General features: G+C 74.0%; 17 protein-coding genes. 6 read left to right on the forward strand and 11 right to left on the reverse strand.

Going from position 1 to position 16,165, the window contains the following annotated elements; genetic code table 11:
- Positions 1 to 68: 68 nt before the first annotated feature.
- A complete protein-coding gene (locus tag AB0J76_RS23940; RefSeq protein WP_364390490.1) occupies positions 69 to 1,265 on the forward strand; it encodes a hypothetical protein in 1,197 nt (398 codons plus the stop codon).
- A gap of 21 nt (positions 1,266 to 1,286) precedes the next feature.
- Here the strand turns inward: AB0J76_RS23940 and AB0J76_RS23945 are convergent, their stop codons facing one another.
- The 3 genes from AB0J76_RS23945 to AB0J76_RS23955 form a co-directional block, all read right to left on the reverse strand.
- Complete coding sequence (locus AB0J76_RS23945; RefSeq protein ID WP_352331070.1) at positions 1,287 to 2,279, reverse strand: hypothetical protein; 993 nt, start codon at positions 2,277 to 2,279, stop codon at positions 1,287 to 1,289.
- Entirely contained in the window at positions 2,269 to 2,802 is a 534-nt protein-coding gene (locus tag AB0J76_RS23950; protein WP_352331068.1) for a copper resistance CopC family protein, read from the reverse strand. Before AB0J76_RS23950 ends, AB0J76_RS23945 begins: the two co-directional genes overlap by 11 nt.
- A gap of 116 nt (positions 2,803 to 2,918) precedes the next feature.
- Positions 2,919 to 3,482 carry a hypothetical protein gene (locus AB0J76_RS23955; protein ID WP_352328242.1) on the reverse strand — a complete coding sequence of 188 codons (564 nt, stop codon included), beginning with the start codon at positions 3,480 to 3,482 and terminating at the stop codon, positions 2,919 to 2,921.
- Positions 3,483 to 3,558: 76 nt separating this feature from the next.
- On the opposite strand from AB0J76_RS23955, the gene AB0J76_RS23960 reads away from it, so the two are divergent.
- Positions 3,559 to 3,861 (forward strand): hypothetical protein, encoded by a 303-nt coding sequence (locus AB0J76_RS23960; RefSeq protein WP_352328241.1) that lies wholly within the window; start codon positions 3,559 to 3,561, stop codon positions 3,859 to 3,861.
- Here the strand turns inward: AB0J76_RS23960 and AB0J76_RS23965 are convergent.
- The 3 genes from AB0J76_RS23965 to AB0J76_RS23975 form a co-directional block, all read right to left on the reverse strand.
- A complete protein-coding gene (locus tag AB0J76_RS23965; RefSeq protein WP_352328243.1) occupies positions 3,828 to 4,793 on the reverse strand; it encodes an acyl-CoA desaturase in 966 nt (321 codons plus the stop codon). The two genes, AB0J76_RS23960 and AB0J76_RS23965, sit on opposite strands and share 34 nt — an antisense overlap.
- Before the next feature lie 225 nt (positions 4,794 to 5,018).
- A complete protein-coding gene (locus AB0J76_RS23970) occupies positions 5,019 to 5,444 on the reverse strand; it encodes a nucleoside deaminase (RefSeq protein ID WP_352328240.1) in 426 nt (141 codons plus the stop codon).
- The gene (locus tag AB0J76_RS23975) at positions 5,431 to 6,312 is read right to left on the reverse strand and encodes an LLM class flavin-dependent oxidoreductase (protein WP_352328239.1); all 882 of its coding nucleotides are present in this window, start codon (positions 6,310 to 6,312) and stop codon (positions 5,431 to 5,433) included. The genes AB0J76_RS23970 and AB0J76_RS23975 overlap by 14 nt, the downstream gene beginning before the upstream one ends.
- A gap of 95 nt (positions 6,313 to 6,407) precedes the next feature.
- Here AB0J76_RS23975 and AB0J76_RS23980 point away from each other — a divergent pair, with 95 nt between their 5' ends.
- Complete coding sequence (locus tag AB0J76_RS23980) at positions 6,408 to 6,866, forward strand: Lrp/AsnC family transcriptional regulator (protein WP_352328238.1); 459 nt, start codon at positions 6,408 to 6,410, stop codon at positions 6,864 to 6,866.
- 36 nt (positions 6,867 to 6,902) lie between these two features.
- Here the strand turns inward: AB0J76_RS23980 and AB0J76_RS23985 are convergent, their stop codons facing one another.
- The 5 genes from AB0J76_RS23985 to AB0J76_RS24005 all read right to left on the reverse strand — a co-directional run bounded on the left by AB0J76_RS23985 (position 6,903) and on the right by AB0J76_RS24005 (position 12,379).
- Positions 6,903 to 8,042: an FAD-dependent oxidoreductase gene (locus AB0J76_RS23985; RefSeq protein ID WP_352328237.1), complete on the reverse strand. Its 1,140-nt coding sequence runs from the start codon at positions 8,040 to 8,042 to the stop codon at positions 6,903 to 6,905.
- Positions 8,043 to 8,067: 25 nt separating this feature from the next.
- A complete protein-coding gene (locus tag AB0J76_RS23990; RefSeq protein WP_352328236.1) occupies positions 8,068 to 9,636 on the reverse strand; it encodes an MFS transporter in 1,569 nt (522 codons plus the stop codon).
- A gap of 84 nt (positions 9,637 to 9,720) precedes the next feature.
- Positions 9,721 to 11,106 (reverse strand): FAD-binding oxidoreductase, encoded by a 1,386-nt coding sequence (locus AB0J76_RS23995; protein ID WP_352328235.1) that lies wholly within the window; start codon positions 11,104 to 11,106, stop codon positions 9,721 to 9,723.
- Between the two features lie 46 nt (positions 11,107 to 11,152).
- Complete coding sequence (locus AB0J76_RS24000) at positions 11,153 to 11,419, reverse strand: hypothetical protein (protein ID WP_352328234.1); 267 nt, start codon at positions 11,417 to 11,419, stop codon at positions 11,153 to 11,155.
- 69 nt (positions 11,420 to 11,488) lie between these two features.
- Positions 11,489 to 12,379 carry a hypothetical protein gene (locus AB0J76_RS24005; protein ID WP_364390495.1) on the reverse strand — a complete coding sequence of 297 codons (891 nt, stop codon included), beginning with the start codon at positions 12,377 to 12,379 and terminating at the stop codon, positions 11,489 to 11,491.
- A 247-nt stretch (positions 12,380 to 12,626) separates the two neighbouring features.
- On the opposite strand from AB0J76_RS24005, the gene AB0J76_RS24010 reads away from it, so the two are divergent.
- From AB0J76_RS24010 to AB0J76_RS24020, 3 genes are all read left to right on the forward strand, one after another.
- Positions 12,627 to 14,342: an exo-alpha-sialidase gene (locus AB0J76_RS24010; RefSeq protein WP_352329431.1), complete on the forward strand. Its 1,716-nt coding sequence runs from the start codon at positions 12,627 to 12,629 to the stop codon at positions 14,340 to 14,342.
- A 246-nt stretch (positions 14,343 to 14,588) separates the two neighbouring features.
- Positions 14,589 to 15,383 (forward strand): ABC transporter permease subunit, encoded by a 795-nt coding sequence (locus AB0J76_RS24015; protein WP_352329427.1) that lies wholly within the window; start codon positions 14,589 to 14,591, stop codon positions 15,381 to 15,383.
- Positions 15,380 to 16,123 (forward strand): ABC transporter permease, encoded by a 744-nt coding sequence (locus AB0J76_RS24020; RefSeq protein WP_352329425.1) that lies wholly within the window; start codon positions 15,380 to 15,382, stop codon positions 16,121 to 16,123. Before AB0J76_RS24015 ends, AB0J76_RS24020 begins: the two co-directional genes overlap by 4 nt.
- Positions 16,124 to 16,165: the final 42 nt, after the last annotated feature.

Here is a 16,165-nt window from a genome sequence, read left to right on the forward strand (position 1 = left end):
GGAGGTCCGCTCCTGAGGCGCCGGGCCTTGAGGTCCGCGCGTGAGGCGGGGTCGGCGATGATGGCGGTGTGCCGATCGCCGCTCTCAACGACGCCGAGCGGGCCGTGGCCGCCGCGCTCGCCCACGGCCGCGCCGTCGACCTGCGCACTGGCGACCCCGCCGGCGACGACCCCGCCGTGGCCGCGTCCTGGGACGCCGGCCGCACGGTCCGGGGCGAGGTGCTGGCCGGGCTGCTGCTCGGCGGGTTCGACGAGCCCGCCGACCAGCCGCGGCTGATCCTGGCTGGGGCGCGCATCACCGGCGCGCTCAACCTGGCGTTCGCCGAGCTCCCCTTCCCCGTCACCTTCCAGGGCTGCGCCTTCGACGCCGCCCCCGACCTCTACCACGCCCGCACCCGCTTCCTCAGCTTCAGCGGCTCGCTGCTGCCCGGCCTGACCGCCTCGAACGTCCAGGTCGAGGGCAATCTGTGGCTGGCGGGCAGCCACGTCACCGGCGAGCTGCGGCTGCCCGGCGGCCGGATCAGGCTGACCAGCGCCCAGGTCGGCAGCCGCCTGTGCCTCGACGGCGCCACCCTGGCCGCGCCCGGCGAGGTGGCGCTGAAGTGCTGGCGGCTGGAGGCCCGCGAGCTGGCGCTGCGCACGGCCGCGCCGGTCGATGGGGTGGTGGAGTTACGGTACGCGCGGATCGGCGTCCTGCGTGACGACCCCGCCGGGCGGCCGCGGGCGATGCGCATGGACGGGCTGTCGTACGAGGTGCTCGACCCCATGCTGCCGGCCGCGCGGCGGCTGCGCTGGCTGCGTGCCGACCCCGACGGCTACCTGCCGGGCGCCTACGAGCAGCTGGCCGCGATGTACCGGCGGCTCGGCGGCGACGCCGACGCCCGCGAGACGCTGCTGGCCGGCCAGCGTCAACGCCGCGCCACGCTCCCCTGGTACGCCCGTTTCTGGGGCCACCTCCAGGACGCCACCGTCGGCTACGGCTTCCGCCCCCTGCGCGCGGCGGCCTGGCTGGCCGCGCTGCTGGCCGCGGGCACGGTCGTGTTCGGGCTCGACGTGCCGCCGCCGCTGAAGCCGGGTGAGGCGCCGCCGTTCCACGCGCTGGTCTACACCCTCGACCTGCTGCTGCCGATCATCGACCTCGGGCAGGAGAAGGCCTACAACCCGCAGGGCGGCGCGCAGTGGCTGGCCTGGGGGCTCATCATGGCCGGCTGGGTGCTGGCCACGACGATCGCCGCCGGTCTGACCCGCTCGCTGCGCCGGACCTGAGGCGGGCGGCCCGGGGGCCCGTCAGCACAGTGCCATGGCCGTCTGCCACAGGCTGGGCAGGGCGGCCAGCACGTGGTCGCCGCGGCGGCGCCGGTCGGCGAACGTCTCGGCGCCGAGGTCGGCCAGCAGCTCCTGGAAGCCCGCCTCGTACCCGGCCGGCGCCCCTGCGGCGGCGCGTTTGTCCAGGCAGCGCGCGTACGTGGCGACCAGCCAGAACACCGCCTCCCGGTGCAGCCCGGCGGCGACGAGCTCGCGGCTGCCGTCGATGGCGACCGGACGCGCCTGCGGCGTGATGTCGGAGGTGAAGCGGTAGGAGGGCGCCTCCAGCCCGGCCGTCGCGTCGAAGACCGCCTCCAGGGCCGCCAGGTGCCGCTCCACCCGCTGCCGGGTCATCCGCGCGCAGCCCAGCAGTTCGAGCAGGTGCTCGTGCCAGTCGAGCCGGCCGTGCCCGGCCAGCAGCTCGCGCACGGCGGCGTACCGGCGGCGCACGGTCGGGTTGCGCAGCCCGGCGACCAGCAGGACGTGCGTGGTCACGCCGGTGCCGAACAGCCAGGACGCCACCTGCTCGGGGACGGGCGCGTTCTCGTCCATGGAGTTGATCCAGCCGCGCACCCGGTCCATCGCCTGCGTGCAGCGGGCGATGATCCAGGGCCGCTCGGCGAAGTCGCGGGCCACCAGGCGCTGGATCTTGCCGAGCCGCCCGGTCGGGTCGGCCAGCACGCTGGGCAGGTGGAAGCTGCCGGCCAGGTGGTAGTCGCTCAGCACCTCGTGGGTGGAGCCGATGCGGGCGATGCCGGAGACCTCCAGCAGGACGCCCTCGTAGCGGAACTTGCCGATCGCGGGCGGCGGGTCGGCGAGCACCATCACGTCCACGTCGGACGTGGGGCCCAGCTCCGTGCCCGGGGCCGCCCACAGCGCGGACCCGGTCAGGAACGCCCCCTCGAACCCGGGCAGGCGGGCGCCCTCGTCGAGCACCCACTGCCGCGCGAGCTCCCTGGCCCGCTCAACCAGCATCCACGTCCTCCTGGTCAGGGCCGCGGCGCGCGCCCCTGATCAGGAGGACCGCGCCCAGCACGACGAGCACCGCCAGCCCGCCCCAGATCCAGCCGGGGACGCCCGTCGCGGCGGGCCGTTCCTCGACGGGCGAGGGCGCCGCTGCCGGTTGAGAAATAGATCCTTTCATGACGAACGGGATTTCGCCCTCGATCGGATGTCCGTCCGAGGAGACGACACGCCAGGCGATCACGTACGAACCGGGCGCGGGCTGCCGGGGCACGTCGGCGACCACCTTGGGCCCGTCGACGCGGGGCTTGCCGACCTCGACGGCCTTGCCCGCCGCGTCGTGCAGCACGACGAAGGGGAACTGGACGTGGGCGTTGAACTCCAGCTCGATCCGCTCGATCGCGGACAACTGCGCGTTCTTTGCCGGTGAGCTGCTCTTGAGCGTGTCGTGGGCGAGCGCCGCGGTGGACGGCAGCAGCGCCAGGAGGGCCGCGCAGGCGAGCGCGGCCAGGCGGAAGGGCCAGGAGGGCTTCATGGGAACTCCGGATGCGGACGGCCGGACCGGCGCCGGGGCGCCGTCCGGGCACAGAAGGGCACAGAAGGGCACGGAAGAGCGAGGACGGGGACGCGTCCTGGACCGGACGCGGCACTTCAGCGGCGGCGCAGCCGCCGGGGTGGCCCTCGCCGGGTGACCGTGCGGCAGGCGGTCCTGCCCATCGGAGTGGGGACGTCGGCGTACGCCGGAGCGCGCCCGCCGGGGCGGCGCAGCTCGATCGGCACCTCGACCGGCCCGAGCGGCAGCGGGCCGAGGATCGGGGGCGGCGCGGCGGACAGGCGGATCATGAGCCACAGCGCGCGCTCGCCGCGGTGCAGCCACCACGCCGTCAGCGCGGCCACGGTGAGGTGGACCAGCGCCATGGCGGGCGCGGGGTGGCCGTGCGCGGCGGCGGTGCCCGTGGCGGGCGCGAGGTGTTCGAAGAGCTGGTGCAGCACGAGCTGGGTGAGCGTGGTGGCGGCCAGGATCGCCGCGGGGCCGCGCTCGCGGCCGTTGATCGTGAGCGCGGCGGCGAGGGCGGCCAGCACCCCGAGCGCGCCGCCCCAGAGCGGGACGGCCCCGCCACCGGCCAGCAGGTGCCCCGCCGCGGACACGAAGCCGCAGACCGTCGCGAACACGACGGCCCGCGACAGACGCAGCCAGACTGACGCGGCGGTCACAGCCGCCATCCTTACACAACCGCCACACTTAACAGGCGGCGCGTTCGGCGTGTCCGTGCCAGGGCAGCGGATTCGGATGGACTTCGCCCGAGGCGACGGGCCGGATCTGGAACTGGTGGTCCGGCAGGAGTTGACTGACGCGGGTTTCGACGTCGAACCGTCTCTGCCGCCGGTCGACGGGGGGCTCACCGTCTGGCTCGATCCGTCCCGCGGGGTGGTGGTCGTCTGGGGTCCGGCCGGCACGGACACCGCGGCCCGCCTGGTGAAGTACGCGACCATCCGCACCGCGGTGCTGCTCGCGCTGCGGATGGTCCTGGCCGCGGCCGGCCATGAGATCCGGGAGGATCAGGAGGGCCTGGAGCTGGTGGTCACGTCCTGAGGGGCGCGCAGCGGCGCCCCGACCTCGTGCAGGTGCCGCATGGCCTGAGCCCACGACTCGACGAGCCCGCACTCGGCGTACTCGACGCCGAGCTCGCGGCAGTACTCGCGGACGAGGGGCCGGGCGCGGCGCAGGTTGGCCGAGGGCATGCCGGGGAACAGGTGGTGCTCGATCTGGTAGTTGAGCCCGCCGAGCGCGACGTTCATCAGCCGGCCGCCGCGCACGTTCCTGGAGGTCAGCACCTGGCGGCGGAGGAAGTCCAGGGAGTTTTCGGCGGTGAGCACCGGCATGCCCTTGTGGTTGGGCGCGAACGTGCAGCCCAGGTACACGCCGTAGCAGGCCTGGTGCACGGCGAGGAAGGCGAGCGCCTTGCCGGGCGGCAGCACCGCGAACACCCCCGCCAGGTAGGCCAGGTTGTGCGCGACGAGCAGCAGCCCCTCGGTGCGTCCGCCCTTCACCCTGCGCAGGGCGCGGAAGCCGGCCACCTTCAGGTTCAGGCCCTCGAGGGTGAGCAGGGGGAAGAACAGGAACGCCTGCCACCTGCCGATGAAGCGGGGCAGGCCGCGGCTGGCCTCGGCCTGCCGCCGCGACCAGATGAGGATGTCGGGCGCGACGTCGGGGTCGTGATCCTCGTGGTTGGGGTTGGCGTGGTGGCGGGTGTGCTTGTCCATCCACCAGCCGTAGCTGAGCCCGACGGTCAGGTTGCCGACCACCAGCCCGGCGATCCTGCTGCGCCGCCGCGACCGGAACACCTGGCCGTGGGCCAGGTCGTGGGCCAGCAGCGTGACCTGGGCGAAGGCGACGGCCAGCAGCGCCGCGACGCCGAGCTGCCACCAGGAGTCGCCGACCGCGGCGAACAGCGTCCACCCTCCGGCGAACAGGGCGGCCACCAGGCCGATCCTGATCGCGTAGTAGGCGGGCCGCCGCTCCATCAGCCCCGCCTGGGCGATGCGGCGCGACAGGTGCGCGAAGTCGCTCCCCCGGGGCGCTGCGCGAGGGGTTTCCACCACGGTCAAGGTTCTCTCCGATGCTGGTGAGGCGGGCGTGATCACTCCTCAGCATCGCGGCGGCGGCCTCGCGGCGGACCCCCGCTGTCACCCGTCCTGATGGTGGTGCAGGCCCTACCATCGGCGGCCGCCGGCCGGGGGACGGGCGGGTCAGCGGTAGTAGCCCTCCAGCGGCGCGCTGGCCTCGGCGTACAGGGCCGGGCCCTCCTGCGGGACGTGCGGCCAGCCGGGGCCGGTTCTGAGGCCGGCCAGCTGCTCGTTCGACAGGGCGTACACCACACGGCCGAGGCCGGAGCGTTCGATGGCGCCGGCGCACATGCCGCACGGCTGGCAGCTGGTGTACATGGTGGTGGCCGCCGCGACCTCCGGGGTCAGCTCGCGGGCGGCCCAGCGGGCCAGCTTCAGCTCCGGGTGGGCGGAGATGTCGCGGTCGCCGAGGACCGTGTTGTGCTCCTCGGCCAGCACCTCGCCGCCGGGGCCGGCCAGCAGCGAGCCGAAGGGGGCCTCGCCGTTCGCGCGGGCGCGGGCGGCCAGCTCGATGGCGCGGCGCAGCAGGGTCTCGTCATCGGGGGTCATCGTCGTCCTCCTTGGACGGGTCGCGGGATTCGAGGTCCCAGTGGCCGGCCACGGCGGCGAGCGCGTGCCAGGCCGTCTGGGGGTGCAGCGTCTCGGCGGGGTCGCCGGCGAACGGGTCGAGCACGACGGTGTCGGCGCCCAGCTGGCGCAGCGCGTCGAGGTCGGCCAGGACCTGGTCGAGGGTGCCCTCCCCGGCGTGGCGGCCGGGGCCGGTGACCGGCTCGGCGGTCAGCCGCAGCAGGATGCGGGGCGCGAACGCGGGCACGGGGCGGCCGAGCTCGCCGGCGACGTCCGCCAGCCGCCCGGCGGCCTCGCGCAGCCAGGGCAGGGTGTTGCGCAGGGGGTGCCACGCCTGGCCGAGCCGTACGGCGCGGCGCAGCCCGGCCTCGCCGTTGCCGCCGACCCAGAACGGGATGGGCCCGGCGCGGTAGTCGTCGGCGGCGGACCAGGCGGCGCGCATGGCCAGCAGGTGGTCGTCGGTCAGCCGGCCGCGCCGCTCGAACGGCACCCCGAGCGCGTCGAACTCCTGCCGCGCCCAGCCGATGCCCACGCCGAGCACCAGCCGGCCGCCGCTGAACCGGTCGAGGTTGGCCGCCATCCGGGCCATCACCAGCGGATGCCGGTACGGCACGATGAGCACCGAGGTGCCGAGCCTGACCCGCGTGGTGATCCCGGCCAGCCAGGAGAGCGTGGTGAACGGCTCGTAGAAGGGCCCCGGGTACTGCGCGGCGACGTCGGGCGTGATCGCGACGTGGTCGGAGATCATCAGCAGGTCGTAGCCGAGGCCCTCGACGGTCTGCGCCCACCGCCGCAGTGTGGCCGGGTCGGTGCCGGGCCCGAAGTTCGGTACGTTCACGCCGATTCTCATGACACCGAAGGTTATCCAGGCCGTCCCGCCGGGCTGAAGGCCCCGCTCACGGTGTACGGCGGGAATCGCCGTGGATCTGCCGGTATATTCGCCGGATGGCCGAGGATCTCGACGACACCGACTGGGCGATCCTGGCGGAGCTGCAACGGGAGGGCCGCCTGCCGCTGACCGAGCTGGGCCGCCGGGTCAACCTCAGCGCCTCGGCGACGACCGAGCGGGTCAGGCGGCTGGAGGCGCTGGGCGTCATCGCCGGCTACCGGGCGGAGGTCGATCTGGGCAAGGTCGGGTTCGGCGTGCTGGCCGTGGTGCGCCTGAAGTATCCCGGCAGCCGGCACGAGCCGCTGCGCCGCCTGCTCGGCGAGCGCCCGGAGATCCTGGAATGCCTGCGCACCACCGGCGAGGACTGTTACACGCTGAAGGTGGCGGCCGGCTCGATGCCTCACCTCGAACGCGTCATCGACGAGCTGGCCCGGTTCGGCAGCACGACGACCAACATCGTCTACAGCCAGACCCTGCCCTACCGGGGCCCGGCGGCCCCGCCCGTACGTCTCTGAGGCGGGGCGCCGGGGGCCTTCCGGAGGGCGGCGGGGTCAGATCGGCTGCAGCGCGGGAGCGGTGCGGGGGGCCGCCTCGTCGCCGTAGATGTGCAGGTCGGCGCGGAAGGCCCGCAGGTACGCCCGCCGGTCGTGGAACGTGGCGGCCAGGGCGTCGCCGTAGTCGATGAGCTGCCGGTGCGCCTGCCGGCGCGGCTCGTAGCGGGCCTGGAGCAGCTTGTCGAGCAGCGGCAGGTCGCCGCCGGCCGCGGAGATGACGTCGGCCAGGATCTCGGCGTCGTACAGGGTGTAGCTCATGCCCATGCCGGTCATGGGGTGGCAGGCGAAGGCGGCCGAGCCGAGCAGCGCGGCGTTGCCCCGGTGGTAGGCCCCCACCCGCAGCGACGAGACCCTGATCGGCTGCCAGGCGGCCGCCTGCAGGGAGGCGAAGGCGTCGGTGCTGTCGGTGACGAAGCCCTTCAGCATGTCGGGCAGGCCGGCGGCGCCCCGGCCGAAGACCTCGTCGTCCTGCTCGGGGGGCAGGCCGACGAACACCCTGGCCTGGTCCCTGTCGAGCGGGTAGAGGTAGGCGAGCCAGCCGCCGGAGCTGAAGTAGAGCCGGTTGAGCCGGGCGACGCTGGCGCTCAGCGGCACGGTGGCCACCCGCATCAGCAGCCGGTCGTAGGGCATGGTGACCTGGTCGATGTCGAGCGCCCGGCGCACGGCCGACTTCGTGCCGTCGGCGCCCACGACCACGTCGGCGCGCAGCCGGCTGCCGTCGGACAGCGTCAGCAGCTCGACGCGGTCGCCGTCGCGCTCGACGTGCTCGATGGCGGCGTCGAAGCAGAACTCGACGCCCTCCATCGCGCAGCAGGCGTAGATGAGCTCGACCAGCTCGCGGTAGGGGCGGATGAGGAAGCCCCCGTCGGGGAAGCGGCACTCCCTGATCGGCTCGCCGTCGTGGTAGTAGCGGATGAGGTCGCGCCGCAGGCCGTGGCGCTCGACGAGCTCGGCCAGCCCGTGGCGGGCCAGCACCCGCAGGCCGGGGGGCTTGAGGAAGTCGGCGCCCGCGCTGGGGATCGAAGGTCCCTGCTCGATGACGACGACGCGCTGCCCGCGGCGGCGCAGCAGCAGTGCGAGGAAACAGCCGCCGAGCCCGGCGCCGACGATGGCCACGTCGCACGAGGTGGTTGCCATGACGAGAGCCCTTCTTGAGGTTGAACTAGACGTGCGTGGTTCCGTAGGTCTCCGAGCTCTCTGCCGCCCGGGGCCTCGGGATGTGATCCCTGGGGGTCGTGCGGGTCTCGACAGGCAGCAGCGCGTCGGCCTCCGCCGCGACGGTGGCGAGGGTCATGCGCAGCTCCAGCAGCAGCCGGCGCGGCACCTTGATCATGTCGTCGCCCGGGTCGGTCCGCAGCCGGGTGATCTTCGTGAGTGCGATGGCCCCGATGAACACCGAGATGGCCACGCACATGGCGAGCGCGCCGGCCAGCCCGGCCAGCGGGCCGGTCAGGATGAACGGGTGGTCGATGACGAGGGACACCACGGCGATGCCGACGGCCCCGCCGACCATGCGCGCCATGGTGGCCGCGCCGACGGCGGAGGCGTACTGGCTGGGGCGGGCGGCCAGGGTGGTGGCCACGGAGGTGCCGGGCGCCAGCGCGCCGACGCCCATGCCGACCACGACGCTGGCGATCAGGCCCCACACCGTCGGCCCGGACTGGGTCAGCACGAGCACGCACGCGCCGCCGCAGAGCAGGGAGCCGGCGTAGATCAGGCCGTACGCGCCGATGTGCTTGAGCAGCTTGCCGGCCAGGTAGCTGGTGACGACGACGGCCACCGAGGTGGGCGTCAGCCACATCGCCACCTCCAGCATGGGGTAGCCGAGGTGCAGCAGGTACAGCGGCTGCACGGTGAGCAGCCCGTAGGACAGGGCGCCGAAGAACCAGGTGGCCAGCCAGCCCCAGACGAACTTGCGCTGCCGCCACAACGCCAGGTCGATGGCGGGCAGGCGGTGGTGCCTGGCCTGGGCCAGCGCGCCGCCGAGCAGCGCCAGGGCCGCGACGGCCAGCCACACGACGTCCAGGCCCCAGGCCATGGCCTTGGAGATGGCCAGCACGATCACCGCGATCCCGGCGGCCAGCAGCCAGGCGCCGAGCACGTCCGGCACGCCCTTGGCCGCGGCACGCCTGCCGGACGGGAGCGCGGCGCAGGCGATCAGCAGCGCGACGCCGATGACGACGTCGGGCACGAACAGGGCGCGCCAGTCGACGGTGGCGGCCAGCCAGCCGCCGCCGGCCTGCATGAGCAGGCAGCCGAGCCCGGAGGCCGAGCTCCACAGCGCGATCGCGCCCCGGCGTTGCGACTCGGGCAGCTCGCCGAGCAGCAGCCCGAGGCTGGCCGGGATCATCGCCGCCGCGCCCGCGCCCTGCACCGCCCGCGCGGCCAGCACGAACGACCAGGACGACGCGGCGACGGTGGCGACCCCGCCGGCCACGAAGACCACCAGCCCGAACGCCAGCACCCGGCGGCGGCCGAACAGGTCGGCCCAGCGGCCGGCCGTGGCCAGCAGCGCCGCGATCGGGATGAAGGCGGCGCTGGTCAGCCAGACCAGGTCGCCCAGCGGCATGCCGGCGCCCGCGGGGGTGTAACGCAGCACGCCGACGGCCAGGGTGGTGGCCGTGGTGTCGGCCATCACGGTCAGCATCACGCCCGCGCCGACCAGCCGCAGCATCACGGCGTGACGGCGGGTCACGCCGGTTGCTCTGACGGCCACTGGTGTCTCACGCACTCGGTCCTCCTCGCAAGAAAGCCTCAGGTTCCCCGCCGGCCGGCACACTGCGGTGGGTGCGACCGGCGCGGGGTGGTTCGGGGGTCAGGCGCCGTAACGGCCGGGAGAGAGCAGGCCGTCCGGGTCGAGAGCGGTCTTGAGCCGGTGGAGCATGCCGAGGCTGGCGGTGCTGGTCTCGGACCAGACGTCGGCGGCGGCGTGGTCGATGTCGGAGCGGTAGATGGCGCAGCCGTGGCCGCGCAACAGGCAGCTCGCGTCGTTGCGCAGCTGGTGGGCGCGGTGGGCGGCGTCGGCGTCGGCCCGGTCGAAGAAGATCTGGATGACGGCGTTGGCCATGTGCGGGCTGACCAGGTTCCACTCCACCATCAGGGCGATGCCGTGGTTGTCGACGGCGGTCTGCAGGGCGTCGAGGATGCGCTCGGTCTTCCTGGCGTGCAGCGGCATCAGCGGCAGCAGCACGAGGAAGCCCATGCCGCCGGCGTCGATCTGGTCGCAGGAGGTGACGCCGAGCGCGTTGCGCACGCCCTGGCAGGTCGGGATGCCCTGGGCGGTGAGCGCCCTGGTGTAGAGCGGGTCGTCGGGGCCGACGGCGGCGGCGTCGAGCACGCGCAGCGTCTCGCCGCCCTCGACCTCGATGAGCGCCTTGCGCAGCATCTCCTCGGCCAGCTCGACGGTGGCGCCGGTGCCGAGCAGCGGCCCGAGCACGGTGAACCTGCCGGTGTCCACGCCGGCCGGCAGCAGCCAGCCGTCGTCGCGGTTGGGCGCGAGGGCCAGCTCGCGCAGCCGCATGAGCCCGCCCGCGGGGTTGCCGCGGCGCAGGAACCCGGCCATCGCGCCGACGGCGGCGCCGACCTGGTCGCGGCGGATGCGCGCGTGCACGAGCCCGATCGTCTCCGGGCGCGGCACCAGCGAGACGGCCATGGCGGTGACGACGCCCAGGTTGTGCTGGACGAACGCGGCGGTCAGGTCGGGCCCGGCGACCCGGCCGTGGTAGACGCCGGTGGGGTCGAGCCCGCCGGTGGTGATCACGCTGCCGTCGGCGAGCACGGCCTCGATGCCGGCCACGTCCTGGACCCGGGAGCGGAAGCAGCCGTCGCCGCGTTCGAGCGCGTTGCCGATGACCGAGGTGTCGGCGCAGGAGGCGGTGACGTTGAGCATCCACGGCGTGTCCCGCAGCGCCTCGGCGAGCTGGGCCTGGGTCACGCCGGGCTCGATGACGGCGTAGCCGGCCTCCAGGTCGAGGCCGCGGATGCGGTTCATCTGACTGAGGTCGACGACGACGTTGTCCTCGGTGACCGGCAGCGCGGAGCCCATGCCCCAGTTCCTGCCGGTGCTGACCGGGTACAGGCGGCTCTTGCTCACCATGGCCCGGCGGACGAGGGCGCGTACCTCGTCCAGGGTGTGCGGGGTCTCGGTGCCCGCCAGCGAACGCGGTCGGTGGGCGCCCACGTCACGCGGCCGCAGATCCACTCGCGATAGTCCCTGCATGGCTCTCCTCGGGGGATGCGATATCACGTCAGGCGGTGTGCTGGAGGAGGTCGTCGATGGAGCCGATGGCCTGGGTGGACATCTCCCTGATCTCACGCAGCCGCTGCTCGGTGAACGCCTCGTAGGGCGCGGGCGGGACGGCGGCGGGGGCGGGGGCGGGGAAGTCGAGTGAGCCGCGCGGCGCGGCCTGCATGGGCACGTCGTGCGGGCCGTAGGGGTGGCGGCGGGCGCGGGTGCGTTCGGTGTCGGACGACTCGTGCCGGACGAGCGCGGGCAGATGCGGTGGGGTTCGCATGACGGGAGCTCTCCTACAGGGTTCGTACGGGTTGTGCGTGCTGCCGTCCGGGGAGCGGCACGCGGGTCGTCACGTGCCCTCCTGGTGGCCGGAGCGGGGGATGACGGCCGTGGGGGTCGCCCTCGGCACGCCGTGGTTGATGACGCTGGCGGCGATCCGGCGCTCGGTCAGCCCCATGTGCGGACGGGGCGTCCCGGCCGGGCGTACGGCGGCGGCGCCGCGGATGATCGAGCTGGCGTGCACCCACCGGCGGGTCTCGGCCAGCACCTCGCGCTGCGCCCTGGGCAGGTCGCCGTGGGCGGCGTAGTGCTCGCACACGGACCACGCCAGGGCGCGGGCCATGATCAGGTGCTCTTCGCAGGCCGCGGCCACCTTCGACTCCAGCCCGACCACCTGGGCCAGGAGCAGTTGCAGGTGGGCCAGGCCGGAGCTGCGGTCGAACCCGTCGAGCTCGGCCAGCCGGGCCGGCCAGCGCAGCCGCCGCTCGACGGCGGCGCGGGTCGCGGCGGCGACGTCGGCCGCGGTGCGGCCGCGCGGGTCCTCGCCCTCCAGTTGCACGGCCCGCTGCGCGGTGTGCTCGAAGTCGGACAGGCGCTTCAGCCCGCTCTGCAGCAGCCTGATGCGGTTGTGCAGGCAGGCGGCGCTCCAGCCGAGCACCAGCAGCCGGTCGCTGTCGGCCTCGCAGTGCCAGCCGACGAGGCTGACCTCGCGGGCCATGCGGTGGTGGAGCACCCAGGCCTCGCGGGGGTCGACGTGGACGGGGGCGTCGATCCACACCTGCAGGCCGCCGGGAGGCAGCTCGCCGACGCCGACCTCGACCCCTTCGGGGGCCACCCTGGCGCAGATGCGCTGGACGACCTTCTGCTGCGCCGCCGTCTCCGGCGCCACCGGCGCCGGGTCCGCCGCCCAGACCGGCGGCACGCGCTCGGGGGCGACTCGCGCCCTGGGCTCGATGCTCATCTGAGGCCACCTCCAGACCCGAAGGTCCCTCCTGCGTAAATTGACACTTAATCCTGCAGCTCTGATCCTCGGGTCGCGGCCCGTCGCTGTCAACTGACACTTAACGAATACCTATCGGATCCACGGTTGGCAACCCTGGGACGCAGGTGAAACAAGGGGCCGGAGGGGGCAGAGACAAGGCATGGCCTCGCCCGTCGCGAGGCGGCCGCCCGCGAGCGGCCACGAGAGGAAGGAGTCCCCGGTGGCGATGCCCAGAGCCGCGCTGGCGGCGGTGTTCCTGGCCGCCGGGCTGCCCGCGGCCCATGGGGTCACGCACGCCGGCGAGACGTTCTGCCGTCTGCCGGAGTTCACCGGCAAGTCGGTTCCGGAGGGGCCTTACCTGATCGACACTGATGTCTCACCGCGGTGGATTTACCCGTACCCGACGCCGGCCGAGCGCGAGCCGTCGTCGGAGCAGCGGCTCGACTTCGCCGGGTTCCCGAGCGTGGCGGCGCTGGACACGGTGGGCCGCGACGGCGCTCCGGTCAGGAAGCTGCTGGTCACCTACGCCACCAACGTGGACAAGGTCGTCACCCTCTCCAGCGAGTCGGCGACCTCCGACGACGGCGGCGTCACGTTCGGCCCGAGCAACCCCACGCCGCTGCGGGAGGCGCCGATCGAGCTGCGCGACGGCCGGCTGCTGGCCCTGGAGTACTACCTGCGGCGCTCCGGGCCGGGCGCCGCCAAGCTGGGCGTGCTGTCCGCCGCCTCGGCCTCCGCCTCGGCCCGTGACGAGAGCTGGGTGCGCTGGGACGCCACGGTCTCCTCCCCCGACGCCGCCGCCTCCGGGGGGGCCGCGCACGGCCTGCCGATCCAGCTCGCCGACGGCACGATCCTGTTCACGGCCTACATCCGCCAGGGCGACACCGAGTCCTACCAGCCGGAGGTGTTCGCCAGCGACGACGGCGGCCGCACGTTCGCCAGGCGCGGCGTGATCGCGCCGCCCCAGGGCCCGTTCGTCTACAACGAGGCCGCCCTGGCCCAGACGCTCGACGGCTCCCTGCTGGCGGTGCTGCGCCGGGACGGCGAGCCGCCCTCCACGCTGCACCAGAGCCGCTCCTCCGACGGCGGCCGCACCTGGTCGCCGGTCCGGCCGCTGCGCATCGACGGCCAGGATTGCCTGGTGCGCGGCGTGGCGCCGCGGCTGCTGCTGATGCCGGACGGCGTGCTCGTGCTCAGCGCCGGGCGTCCGCACAACTGGCTGGCCATCGCCCCCGACGGGATCGGCGAGGAGTGGCGGCAGCAGACGGTGACGTACCGCAACAGCGACGGCGTGCGGGACGTGCACGGCTCCTCGGGTTACACCGCCGTGGCCGCGGTGGGCCCGCACCGGCTGATCCAGGTGTTCGACAACTGCAAGCTGCCCGGGGTGCGCCCCGACGGGCTGCTCAACGAGACGGCCTGCCCGGCCCACGGCAAGTTCGAGAACGGCGGCTGGTACGCGATCAAGCGCCGGCTGTTCACCGTCACGCCCCCCGGCCCCGACCTGCTCGACCTGGCCGCCCTGTACCGCCGCGGCGCGCTCAAGGTCGAGACCGACCTGCGGTGGACCCGCCCCGGCCGGCCGCGCACCGGCCCGGCGGCCGCCTTCGACGGCAGCACCGACTACTGGTCCAGCGCCGTCGCCGCCGGCCCCGGCCGGTACGTCCTGCACCTCGACCGCCCGTACGCGATCAACCGGATCGGCCTCAGCCTGCGCCCCGGGTACCCGGCCGGCGCCCGCGTGTACGTCTCCGCCGACGGCCGCTCCTGGGGCGAGCCCGTCGTCACGGTCGAGGACCGGACCGACTACGCCATGCGCTACCACACCGTGGCCCGCACCGGCGCGCACGTCATGATCGTCACCGAGCCGGCGGACGACTGCGACGCCGAGATCGGCGACTCCTGCAGCATGCTCAACGAACTCGAACTCTACGGACGCTGAACCCGGCCGGAAAATGCGCATTATCCGGCGGGCCGAAATGGCGGGAGTTCACGGAAAGTGACGCCGGAACCGGCGGACTTCTCGTGACCGGAGTTTTCCCGGCCGGGCAGAAAGGCGCGGCTCGGTTACTGTGACTTCCGTTCCGCTCTGCCCGCCTTCCGGCCTGCCGCGGTGACGAATGGCCGGACCGATGTTCCGGAGAGCCGATAAATTGCCGCCCCATTCCCCCGGCGCCGAGGCGTCGCCGTGCGCCTGATCCCCTCCCGCCCCTTCGACAACGCCGTCGTGTGCGGCGTGACGGGCACCGTCGCGCTGCTGTGCGCCGCCGAGGCGGCCGGCCGCCTCGGGCTCGTCTCCCAGCTGGAGCTGCCGCTCGCCTCGACGGTCCTGGCCACCGCCGCCGGGCTCGCCGCCGACCGCGCGTTCCTGGCCGACGTGCTGGCCACCTGCGGCGCGTGGGCGCTCGGGCTGCTGACCGCCGTGGCGGTGGCCGTGCCCGCCGGGCTGCTGCTGGGCAGCCTGCCGCCGGTCGAGCGGGCCCTGCGTCCCGTGCTGGAGTTCCTGCGGCCCATCCCCTCGGTGGCGCTCATCCCGCTGGCCGCGTTCGTCTTCACCGGCCGGCTGGAGACCGAGGTCGCGATGATCGTGTACGCCGCCACCTGGCCCGTCCTGCTCAACACCATGTACGGGCTGCGCGAGGTCGACCCGCTGGCCAAGGAGACGATGCGGGCCTTCGGCTTCGGCCCGCGGGCCGTCCTGTGGCGGGTCAGCCTGCCGAGCGCGGCCCCCTTCGTGGCGACCGGCGTGCGGGTGGCCGCGGCGATCGCCCTGATCCTGGCCGTCAGCACCGAGCTGCTGGCCGGCGCCGGCGGCATCGGCCACTTCATCATCGTGGCCGAGAGCAGCCCGGACGGCCTGCGGCTGACCATCGCCGCCACCCTGTGGGCCGGCGCGCTCGGCCTGCTCACCAACGCGCTGCTCGCCCACGCCTTCCGCCGGCTGCTGCGCTGGCACACGACGCTGACGGGAGCGGCACGATGATCAGGTCCGTGGCCCGGCTGTGGGCCGTGCCCGTCGTCGTGGCCCTCTGGGAGCTGGCCACCAGGGCGGCGGGCAACCCCTACTTCCCGCCGCCGTCCACGATCGCGCTGCGCCTGCGCGAGCTGTGGATCAGCCGGACGGCCCTGGACGACCTCTCCCACAGCCTGGGCCGGCTGCTGACCGGCTGGGTGCTGGCCGGCGTCGCGGGCGTGGCGGCCGGGGTCGCCATGGGCCGTTCGCCGCTGCTGTCCAGGTTCGTGGACCCGGCGGTGCAGTTCTGCCGGGCGCTGCCGCCGCCCGCGCTGCTGCCGGTGTTCCTGGCGCTGTTCTCGACCGGCACGCTCATGCAGGTCGCGGCCATCGCGTGCGGCATCGTCTGGCCGGTGCTGGTCAACGCCGCCGACGGCGCCCGCAACGTGGACCGGCTCCACCTCGACACCGCGCGGGTCTTCAGGCTGTCGGCCGGGCAGTGCCTGCTGCGGGTCGTGCTGCCCGCAGCGGCCCCGAAGATCCTGGCCGGGCTGCGGCTCAGCCTGTCGCTCGCGCTCATCCTCATGGTGATCGCCGAGTTCTTCGCCACCGACGGCGTCGGTTTCCGGTTGCGCGCCGCGCAGCGTTCCTTCGACCTGCCGGGCATGTGGGCGGCCGTCACCGTGCTCGGCGTTCTGGGTTATCTGCTCAATCAGGTTTTCCTGGTTCTGGAACGCCGGTTGGTGGCGCATTATGGCGCGACCGAATGAAGCCGCCCGGGAATGCGGAAGATTGCCGGACGGCTGTTCCTT

It is taken from the genome of Nonomuraea sp. NPDC049624, from assembly GCF_040675255.1.
Lineage (GTDB): Bacteria > Actinomycetota > Actinomycetes > Streptosporangiales > Streptosporangiaceae > Nonomuraea.